Origin of the sequence: Actinacidiphila polyblastidii, assembly GCF_036353415.1 — a bacterium.
Classification (GTDB): Bacteria; Actinomycetota; Actinomycetes; order Streptomycetales; family Streptomycetaceae; genus Actinacidiphila; species Actinacidiphila polyblastidii.
This window is the reverse complement of the sequence record NZ_JAZEWV010000050.1, coordinates 38,979-49,098: the sequence shown is the minus strand read 5'-3', so window position 1 is coordinate 49,098 and position 10,120 is coordinate 38,979. Positions and strand designations below refer to the sequence as shown.

Below are 10,120 nucleotides of genomic sequence, written 5' to 3'. Positions count from 1 at the left end.
GGGGGGGGGGGGGGGGGGGGGGGGGGGGGGGGGGGGGGGGGGGGCCCCCCCCCCCCCCCCCCCCCGCCCGGCCGGGCGGATCAGAAGGACTCCTCCGGCAGGTCCATCACGTCGAGCGTGACGGCCTCGGCCAGCGCGCGCTGCACGCCCACGCCCGGCAGGATGCCGGTCGCGAAGAACTTCGCGGCCGCGATCTTGCCCGCGTAGAAGGCGGCGTCCCTGCCGGTCGCGGACGGCAGCTTCTCCGCGGCCACGGTCGCGCCGCGCAGCAGCAGGTAGGCCACCACCACGTCGCCGGAGGCGAGCAGCAGCCGGGTGGTGTTCAGGCCGACCTTGTAGATCGAGCGGACGTCCTGCTCGGTGGCGGCGAGGTCGGTCAGCATGGCGCCGACGATCGCCTCCAGGTCGACCGCGGCCTTGGCCAGCTGGTCGCGGGCGGCGGCCAGCTCCTCGCCGCCGGACGCCTCGGCGAGGAACTTCTTGATCTCCTCGCTCAGAGCGGTCAGCGCCTGGCCCTGGTCGCGGACGATCTTCCGGAAGAAGTAGTCCTGGCCCTGGATCGCGGTGGTGCCCTCGTAGAGGGTGTCGATCTTGGCGTCCCGGATGTACTGCTCGATCGGGTACTCCTGCAGGTAGCCGGAGCCGCCGTAGGTCTGCAGGGACTGGGCGAGCTGCTCGTAGGACTTCTCCGAGCCGTAGCCCTTGACGATCGGCAGCAGCAGGTCGTTGAGCCCGTGCAGCTGGGTGGCGTCCTCGCCGGACGCCTCGGCGACCTGGATGGCGTCCTGCACCGAGGCGGTGTAGAGCACCAGCGCGCGCATCCCCTCGGCGTACGCCTTCTGCGTCATCAGCGAGCGGCGCACGTCGGGGTGGTGGGTGATGGTGACCTTCGGCGCGGCCTTGTCCATGAACTGCGCCAGGTCCGGGCCCTGCACGCGCTCCTTGGCGTACTCCAGCGCGTTGAGGTAGCCGGTGGACAGCGTGGCGATGGCCTTGGTGCCGACCATCATCCGGGCGAACTCGATGATCCGGAACATCTGCCGGATGCCGTCGTGCTTCTCGCCGATCAGCCAGCCCCTGGCGGGGTGCCGGTCGCCGAAGGTCATCTCGCAGGTGTTGGACGCCTTCAGGCCCATCTTGTGCTCGACGTTGGTGGCGTACACGCCGTTGCGCGCCCCCAGCTCGCCGGTCTCGAAGTCGAACTCGTACTTCGGGACCATGAAGAGCGACAGGCCCTTGGTGCCGGGTCCTGCGCCCTCGGGGCGGGCCAGCACGTAGTGGATGATGTTCTCGGACATGTCGTGCTCGCCCGAGGTGATGAAGCGCTTGACGCCCTCGATGTGCCAGCTGCCGTCGTCCTGCCGGACCGCCTTGGTGCGGCCGGCGCCGACGTCCGAGCCGGCGTCCGGCTCGGTGAGCACCATGGTGGAGCCCCACTGCTTCTCGACCGCGAGGGCGGCGATCTTCTTCTGCTCCTCGGTGCCCTCCTCGTAGAGGATGCCGGCGAAGGCCGGTCCCGAGGTGTACATCCACACCGCCGGGTTGGAGCCGAGCACCAGCTCCGCGTAGGACCAGATGAGGGAGCGCGGCGCGGTGGTGCCGCCGATCTCCTCGGGCAGGCCCAGCCGCCAGTACTCGGACTGCATGAAGGCGTCGTAGCTCTTCTTGAAGGTGGCCGGGACCGGGGCGGTGCTGGTCTCGGGGTCGAAGACGGGCGGGTTGCGGTCGGCGTCGGTGAAGGACTCGGCCAGCTCGTTCTCCGCGAGGCGGGCCAGCTCACCGAGGATGTCCTTCGCGGTCTCCACGTCCATCTCCGCGAACGGACCCGTGCCGTAGAGCTGGTCGCGGCCGAGCACCTCGAAGAGGTTGAACTCGATGTCGCGGAGGTTCGACTTGTAGTGGCCCATGACGAGGCTCCGTATCGCTGCTGCGTTCACATCTGGTCGTGAGGTGAAGGTAGGACAAGTGGTGTGACCTCGATGATGCTACCCGGCGGTAACAAGAAGCAACCCCTACCGGGCCGATGTGACCCTTTCCTTTCGTTACGCTAGGGCGCGTGTACGGCTACGAGCAGAGTGCGAACCCCGGTCCCGGGGGGCCGGTCCCGGGTCCCGCATCCATGCCCGGCGGCCATGGCGGCTACCAGGAGCCGGCGCCCGCCTACCCGGAGCCGTCCCCGCCGTCGCTGGCCGACGCGGTGCGCGCCTTCACCACCGGCTCGATGGCCGCGGAGGACTTCCAGGCGGTCTTCGCCACCTCCAAGGTGTACTGCCCGCGGGGCGAGAACCCGGGCTTCCTGGCGCTGCACGACACCCAGCAGCCGGTCATCCCGATGTTCTCCTCCCTCAAGGAGCTGCGGCGCTACGCGGGCAAGGAGTCCAAGTTCTTCGTGATCACCGGCGCCGAGGTGCTCGACCTGCTGCCCACCGGCTACGGCTTCGTGCTGGACATCGACGGCCGGCACCGGATGGTCTTCGACGCCAAGGCGGTCGAGCAGATGGTCGACTTCACCATGCGCCGGATGTACGGCTGAGCCGTCCCCGGCGTTCCCGCCGCTCGGCGCCGCGTCCCCTGGCGTCCTCCGGCGTCCCCCTCGTGCCCCTCGATCCGGGTCCCTCGCGCCCCCTCGTGTCCGTGACGGAATAGTCACGCCTTGCTAGATGTTCAGAGTTCAACTAAGTTGGTTGGGGACATCGCACAAGGAGGCACCCCACATGCCCGCCGTCACCGTAGAGAACCCGCTGACCCTGCCGCGGGTGACCGCGCCCGCCGGGGCCGCGCCGCGCCCCGTGCTGTCGGTCAGCACCGCGCCCAGCGGCCTGGAGGGCGAGGGCTTCCCGGTCCGCCGCGCCTTCGCCGGCATCGACTACAAGCACCTCGACCCGTTCATCATGATGGACCAGATGGGTGAGGTGGAGTACGCGCCGGGCGAGCCGAAGGGCACCCCGTGGCACCCGCACCGCGGCTTCGAGACCGTCACCTACATCATGGACGGCACCTTCATCCACCAGGACAGCCACGGTGGCGGCGGCACCATCACCAACGGCGACACGCAGTGGATGACCGCCGGCTCCGGGCTGCTGCACATCGAGACGCCGCCGGAGTCGCTGGTGATGAGCGGCGGCCTCTTCCACGGCCTGCAGCTGTGGGTGAACCTGCCGAAGGCCGACAAGATGATGCCGCCGAAGTACCAGGACATCAGGGCCGGCGGACTGAAGCTGCTCGCCTCCGGCGACGGCGCCGGGCTGATCCGGCTGATCGCCGGCGAGATCACCTCCGGCGACGGCACCGTGCACCGCGGCCCCGGCGCCACCCACACGCCGATCACCATGATCCACGTCTCGCTCAACCCCGGCGCCGAGCTGACGCTGCCGTGGCGCGCGGACTTCAACGCGCTCGCCTACGGCCTGGCCGGCCGCGGCGTCGCGGGACCGCAGGACCGCCCGTTCCGGATGGGCCAGGCGGTGGTCTTCGGCAAGGGGAACGCCTCCCGCGGCGGCGCCGCCACGGACACGATCACCCTGCGCGCCGACGAGACGCAGGACCGCTCGCCCCACTTCGAGGTCGTCCTGCTCGGCGGGCTGCCGATCCGCGAGCCGATGATGCAGTACGGCCCGTTCGTGATGAACACCCACGCCGAACTCGCCCAGGCCTTCGACGACTTCCAGGCCGGCCGGCTCGGCACGATCCCGGCGGACTCACCGCACGGCCGCTGAGCCGTAAGGCGGCTGGGCAGCGGGGCCGCGCGGGTCAGCCGGTGGCGGCGGGCGGCCTGGTCTCGTGGATCTCGAACCAGATGGACTTGCCGACGCCGTCGGGGTCGACGCCCCACGCGTCGGCGAGCTCCTGCATCAGCAGCAGGCCGCGCCCCGAGGAGGCCATCTCGCCGGGGGAGCGGCGGTGCGGCATCTCGTCCGAGCTGTCGCCGACCTGGATGTGCAGGCGGCGGGTGCCGGGCATGCCGCTGACCTCCGCGGTCAGCGCGGCGTCCGCGTCGGTGTGCACCAGGACGTTGGTGATCAGCTCGGAGACCAGCAGCACCGCGGAGTCCAGCTGGTCGGGCGAGGTCCAGTCGTGCAGCAGCGCGTGGATGTCGCCGCGGGCCGCGCGGATGCCGGCCGGGTCGTTCTGCGCGACCCGCAGCACCGTGCGGCGCAGCGGCACCGCGCAGGTCGGTCCGTCCGGGTCGCGGCGCAGCAGCACCAGCGCGATGTCGTCCTCGCGGCGGTCGGCCAGCGGCCCGGTGGTGTGGTGGGAGGCCGGCCCGTGCACCGCCCTGACCAGGGAGTCGGCCAGCTCCTCCAGGTCGTCGGCAGGGCCGCTCTCGAGGACGTCGCACAGCCGCTGCCAGCCGGTGTCCAGGTCGTGGCCGCCGGTCTCGATGAGGCCGTCGGTGCACACCAGCAGCACCTCGCCCGGTTCCAGCGCCAGCCGCGTCGTGGGGTAGTCGGTGTCCGGCTCGACGCCCAGCGGCAGGCCGCCTTCGGTGCGCCGGATGATCGTGGTGCCGTCGCCCAGCCGGATCGCGGGCTCCGGGTGGCCGGCCCTGGCCAGGTCCAGGGTGCCGGCGGCCGGGTCGACCTCCACGTACAGGCAGGTCGCGAAGCGCACGTCGTCGGCGTGGCCCTCGTCGGCGAGGCCGGCCAGGAAGCGGGAGGTGCGGGAGAGCACCGCGTCCGGGCCGTGGCCCTCCGCCGCGTAGGCCCGCAGGGCGATCCGCAGCTGGCCCATCAGGCCCGCGGCGCGCACGTCGTGGCCCTGGACGTCGCCGATGACGATGGCGGTGCGGCCGGTGGGCAGCTCGATCACGTCGTACCAGTCGCCGCCGACCTGGAGGCCGCCGCCGGTCGGCACGTAGCGGGCGGCGACCGCCATGCCGTCGATGCCCGGCTCGCGGGCCGGCAGCATGGTGCGCTGCAGGCCGTCGGACAGGGCCCGCTCCGACTCGTGGACGTGCGCGCGGGACAGCGCCTGGGCGAGCATCCTGGCGACCGTGGTGAGCACCGACCGCTCGTCGGGCGTGAACTCCACCGGCTCGCGGAAGGCCGCCATCCAGGCGCCGATGGTGGTGCCCGCCACCGTCAGCGGCAGGTACGCCCAGGAGGTGCGGCCGTACGGCGCGACCGCGGGCCAGCTCAGCGGGAAGCGCTCCTCGTACACCTCCGGGCTCGGCACGTAGACCGCGCGGCCGGTGCGGGCGACCAGGGCGGCCGGGTAGTCCGCGGTCAGCGACAGGTCGTCGAAGGCGGCGTCCGCGGCGGAGTTCTGCCCGTGGTGGCCGATGACGGACAGCCGGTCGCCTTCGACGCCGAAGACGGCCAGCCCGTCGGGCGAGAAGCCGGGCATCGACAGGGTGGCGGCGACCCGCAGCACCTCCGCGGTGGAGTCGGCCTCGGCCAGCGCCCGGCCGGCGTCCAGCAGGAACGCCTCGCGGGAACGCCGCCGGTCGGCGGGCGCGGGGCCGCCGCCCGAGCGGTTGCGGACCTCGTGCACGGTGCCGCTGAGCAGCGGGCCCTGCGGGCGCAGCCTGGCCCGTACGGTGCGCTGCACGGCGCCGTCCACGCCCACCACGCGCAGCATCGAGTCGGCGACCGTGCCCTCCGCGATGGCCAGCGAGACCGCGCCGGACAGCGCCACGTAGTCGGCCGCGTGCAGACAGGCACGGACGGCGGAGGAGCGGTGCGTGGCCGGGCCGCCGGTGAGCCCCAGCAGCCGGGCGGCGCGACCGTCGACCGTGACGGTTCCGGTGGATTCGTCCCACTGCCACAGCCCGTACCCCACGGCCGCGAGGACGTCCTCGGTACGCATTGGGCCAGTTTAGGCGGTGGGAGGTGATATGGCCGCATGTATCCGAATGGGGAGACGGCGGGCGCCGCCGGTAGGCTGTGCGGGTTCCCCACCATCGCGCCGACCTGACGACTTGGACGAATGATGCACCGGTACCGGTCCCACACCTGCGGAGAGCTGCGCGCCACCGACGTCGACGGCGACGTGCGCCTGTCCGGCTGGCTGCACAACCGCCGCGATCTGGGCGGCATCCTCTTCGTCGACCTGCGGGACCACTACGGCTTCACGCAGCTCGTGGTGCGCCCCGGCTCGCCGGCCTACGACCAGCTGAGCGGCCAGTCCAAGGAGTCCGTGGTCCGCGTCGACGGCCGGGTCGTCGCCCGCTCGGCGGAGAACGTCAACCCCGAGCTGCCCACCGGCGCGGTCGAGGTCGAGGTGACCTCCCTGGAGGTGCTGGGCGCCGCCGACGCGCTGCCCTTCCCGGTCTTCCCCGAGGACAACGCCAACGAGGAGATGCGGCTCACCAACCGCTTCCTGGACCTGCGCCGCCAGCGCATGCACCGCAACATCATGCTGCGCACCCAGGTGATCGCCTTCCTGCGCCGCGAGATGACCGCGCTCGGCTTCAACGAGATGGCCACCCCGATCCTCTCGGCGACCTCGCCCGAGGGCGCCCGCGACTTCCTGGTGCCCTCCCGGGTGCACGCCGGCCGGTTCTACGCGCTGCCGCAGGCCCCGCAGCAGTTCAAGCAGCTGCTGATGATCTCCGGCTTCGACCGCTACTTCCAGATCGCGCCGTGCTTCCGCGACGAGGACTCCCGCGCCGACCGCTCGCCCGGCGAGTTCTACCAGCTCGACGTCGAGATGAGCTTCGTGGAGCAGGAGGACGTCTTCGGGGTCATCGAGAAGGTGATGACCGACCTGTTCACCGAGTTCGGCGGCGGCCGCACGGTGACCTCGCCGTTCCCGCGCATCCCGTTCCGCGAGTCGATGGTCAAGTACGGCAACGACAAGCCGGACCTGCGCACCTCGCTCGAACTCGTCGACGTCTCCCCGATCTTCGCCGACTCCGACTTCAAGGCGTTCGCCGGCCGGCACGTGCGGGCGCTGGCCGTGCCGGACACCGCCGACCAGCCGCGGAAGTTCTTCGACTCGCTCGGGGACTACGCGGTCTCGCTCGGCGCCAAGGGCCTGGCCTGGGTCCGGGTCGGCGAGGGCGCCGGCAAGAGCGCCCTCACCGGGCCGATCGCGAAGTTCCTCACCGAGGACGACGTGACCGCGCTGCTCGCCGCGGTCGGCGCGAAGCCGGGCACCGCGATCTTCTTCGGCGCCGGGGAGTTCGACGAGGTCTCCCGGATCATGGGCCCGGTCCGGGTCGAGGCGGCCAAGCGGGCCGGGCAGTTCGAGGAGGGCGACTTCCGGTTCTGCTGGATCGTGGACTTCCCGATGTTCGAGCGCAACGAGGACACCGGGCAGATCGAGTTCTCGCACAACCCGTTCTCGATGCCGCAGGGCGGTCTGGAGGCGCTGAACGGCAAGGACCCGCTGGACATCCTCGCCTGGCAGTACGACATCGTCTGCAACGGCATCGAGCTGTCCTCCGGCGCGATCAGGAACCACGAGCCCGCGGTGATGTACCGCGCCTTCGAGATCGCCGGGTACGACCGGGACACCGTCGAGGCGGAGTTCGGCGGCATGCTCCGCGCGTTCCACTACGGCGCCCCGCCGCACGGCGGCATCGCCCCCGGCGTCGACCGCATGGTCATGCTCCTCGCCGACGAGCCCAACATCCGCGAGACCATCGCGTTCCCGCTCAACCAGAACGCGCAGGACCTCCTCATGGGCGCGCCCACCGAGGTCTCCGAGGCGCGACTGCGCGAGCTCCACATCAACCTGCGCAGGCCCGCACCGAAGTCATGACCGGGGCGGGGGCCGGAGCCCTGGCCGCAGCGGGGGCCGGAGCCGTCGCCGGAGCCTGACCGGGGTCCGGCCGGCGGCGGACCGGTCCCGTCCGGACGCGGAGGCAACCCGGCAGGAGCCACACCGTGTTGGAGGGGTGTGGAGAGGACATACGGTGAGCGAACCCGGGTTCGAGGAGTGGGTCGCGGCGAGGGGCCCCAGGCTCCTGCGCGTCGCGTGGCTCCTCACGGGCGACGCGCACCTCGCGGAGGACCTGCTGCAGACCGTGCTGGCCAGGATCTGGCCCAAGTGGCCTCGGATCGCGGGGGAGAACCCGGAGGCGTACGCCCGCAAGGCCCTGGTGCACACGCACGCCTCGTGGTGGCGCCGCCGCTGGCGGGGCGAGCTGCCGCACGGCGAGCTGCCCGACCGGGTCTCGACGGCGGACCCGTTCGCCGACGTCGACCTGGAACAGGCGCTGGCCGAGGCGATCCGCGCGCTGCCGGTGCGGCAGCGCGCGGTCGTGGTGCTGCGCTACTTCGAGGACCTGAGCGTCGCGGAGACCGCCGAGGTGCTGCGCTGCTCGGAGGGCACCGTCAAGAGCCAGGCGTCCAAGGCGCTGAACTCGCTGCGCGGCAGGCTGCCCGCGGCCGTCGCCGTGGACGGCGGTGATCCGGGTGACTGACCACGACGCGCACCAGGACGCGTACCGCGCGCACGACGACGGGGCCGCACCCGAGTCCGCACCCGAGTCCGCCGAGCGCGAGCTGCGGGCGCTGCTGGAGCGCGCGGTGCCCCAACTGCCCGCGCCCGCCCAGCGGCTGGAGAGCGTACGGGAACGGGTGCGGCGCCGCAGGAGGCGCCGGGCCGCCGGCACGTCCCTGACCGCGGTGCTCGCGATCGCGGCGGCGGGACTGCTGCTGCCGGGGCTCGGCGACCGCGACGGCGGCGGGCGGCTCGACGCGACCAGCCTGGCGCCGCCGGCCTCGGGCAGCGCGCCGACCGCCTCCGGCGGCGCGCCCGCCGAGGGCGCGACCGCGCCGCCCGGCTCCACCACGGTGCCCTTCCCCGACGTGGCCGGCCTGCAGGTGGTGATGCCGCAGGAGTGGAACGCGCTGACCGCCTCCGACGACGCCAGGGGCTACGTCTCCACGCAGACCCTCGGCCTGCCGGAGGGCGGCTGCGCCCACCAGCTCGACGACTTCTGCACCCCGCTGGACCGCACGCTCGCGAAGGACGGCGTTTTGGTGCAGTTCACGCTCTCCTTCAACAAGGCCACCGCGGACAAGCTGCGGGTGCGCGGTTCCGGCATGGCCGTCGCGGCCGAGCCGGTGGTCGACGCCTGCCACGCGGTCGGCGGCACCGAGCAGCTCGGCACGACGATCGTCGACGGCTCCGGCTCCGGCGTGGTGGTCGTCGCGACCGCCTGCCTGTCGCATCCGCGCGGCCGGCAGGAAGCCCGCGTCAGGACGCTGCTGTCCACCACCTTCTTCTCCTGACCCCACCCGACTCCCCCGGCGGCCCGCAGCCGGGCCCCCGACGCCCGCACGGCGCCGCACGGCGCGCCGGACGTCACCCGTACTCCCGACTTCTCGTGACCTTCCTCGTGAAAGGCCGTTTCCCGATCATGCGCACCGCACGCCGCCGCGTCGCCCCGCCCACGGCCGCCGCCGTCCTCGCCGCACTGGCCGCGTCCACCCTGCTGACCGGCTGCGCCGGCGACGCCTCCGGCGCCCAGCCGTCCCGGATCTCCGAGGTCGCGCCGCTGGGCACGGGGCAGCCGCAGGTCGGCAGGGCGGGCAGGCAGGCGCCCGCGCCGCCGGTCCAGCAGCCCGCCGTGCTGCCCGGCGTCGGCCCCCGCACCCTCGCCGAAGTCCCCGCGGACGCCCGCCAGGTGGTGCTGGTCACCGGGGCGGGCCGTGACGCGACCACCGGGAGGGTCACCCTCTACCGGCGCGACGACGTGTCCGGTTGGGTCGCGGCCGGTCCTGCGTGGCCGGCGCACAACGCCGCCCGCGGCTGGACCGACGAGCACCACTCCGGCGATCTGCGGTCCCCCGTCGGCGTGTTCACGCTGACCGACGCCGGCGGCCGGCTGCCCGACCCCGGCACCAAGCTGACCTACGAGCACGCGCCGATCGGCTTCACCCCGCACGGCACCGGCGTGGACGGCGAGTCCCTCAAGGGCGCGTTCGACTACGTGATCGCCATCAACTACAACCGCAAGGCGGGCACGTCACCGCGGGACTGGACGCGCCCGATGGGCGAGTCCCGCGGCGGCGGCATCTGGCTGCACGTCGACCACGGCGGCCCGACCGAGGGCTGCGTGAGCCTGCCCGCGGCGGTGCTGCGCACCCTGCTGCGCACCCTGGACCCGGCGCTGCACCCGGTGGTGGTGATGGGCGACGCGGCCGCGCTCGCGCGCTGAGCCGGC

The 10,120-nt window shown here is 72.8% G+C and carries 8 protein-coding genes; 6 read left to right on the top strand and 2 right to left on the bottom strand.

Annotation, left to right across the window (positions count from 1 at the left end; all coding sequences use genetic code 11):
• Positions 1-80: 80 nt before the first annotated feature.
• Positions 81-1,907 (bottom strand): acyl-CoA dehydrogenase, encoded by a 1,827-nt coding sequence (locus V2S66_RS32540; protein WP_330800400.1) that lies wholly within the window; start codon positions 1,905-1,907, stop codon positions 81-83.
• Positions 1,908-2,056: 149 nt separating this feature from the next.
• Here V2S66_RS32540 and V2S66_RS32535 point away from each other — a divergent pair, with 149 nt between their 5' ends.
• Together V2S66_RS32535 and V2S66_RS32530 are read left to right on the top strand one after the other, a co-directional pair.
• Positions 2,057-2,533 carry an SseB family protein gene (locus V2S66_RS32535; RefSeq protein WP_330800399.1) on the top strand — a complete coding sequence of 159 codons (477 nt, stop codon included), beginning with the start codon at positions 2,057-2,059 and terminating at the stop codon, positions 2,531-2,533.
• Positions 2,534-2,714: 181 nt separating this feature from the next.
• Positions 2,715-3,716: a pirin family protein gene (locus V2S66_RS32530; RefSeq protein ID WP_330800398.1), complete on the top strand. Its 1,002-nt coding sequence runs from the start codon at positions 2,715-2,717 to the stop codon at positions 3,714-3,716.
• A gap of 34 nt (positions 3,717-3,750) precedes the next feature.
• On the opposite strand, the gene V2S66_RS32525 is transcribed toward V2S66_RS32530, so the two are convergent.
• Positions 3,751-5,808 (bottom strand): ATP-binding SpoIIE family protein phosphatase, encoded by a 2,058-nt coding sequence (locus tag V2S66_RS32525; RefSeq protein WP_330800397.1) that lies wholly within the window; start codon positions 5,806-5,808, stop codon positions 3,751-3,753.
• A gap of 123 nt (positions 5,809-5,931) precedes the next feature.
• On the opposite strand from V2S66_RS32525, the gene aspS reads away from it, so the two are divergent.
• From aspS to V2S66_RS32505, 4 genes are all read left to right on the top strand, one after another.
• Complete coding sequence (gene aspS / locus V2S66_RS32520; protein WP_330800405.1) at positions 5,932-7,707, top strand: aspartate--tRNA ligase; 1,776 nt, start codon at positions 5,932-5,934, stop codon at positions 7,705-7,707.
• Between the two features lie 154 nt (positions 7,708-7,861).
• Positions 7,862-8,371 carry a SigE family RNA polymerase sigma factor gene (locus V2S66_RS32515; protein WP_330800396.1) on the top strand — a complete coding sequence of 170 codons (510 nt, stop codon included), beginning with the start codon at positions 7,862-7,864 and terminating at the stop codon, positions 8,369-8,371.
• Positions 8,364-9,185 (top strand): hypothetical protein, encoded by an 822-nt coding sequence (locus V2S66_RS32510; RefSeq protein WP_330800395.1) that lies wholly within the window; start codon positions 8,364-8,366, stop codon positions 9,183-9,185. The genes V2S66_RS32515 and V2S66_RS32510 overlap by 8 nt, the downstream gene beginning before the upstream one ends.
• 128 nt (positions 9,186-9,313) lie before the next feature.
• Positions 9,314-10,114 (top strand): L,D-transpeptidase family protein, encoded by an 801-nt coding sequence (locus V2S66_RS32505; RefSeq protein ID WP_330800394.1) that lies wholly within the window; start codon positions 9,314-9,316, stop codon positions 10,112-10,114.
• Positions 10,115-10,120 lie beyond the last annotated feature (6 nt).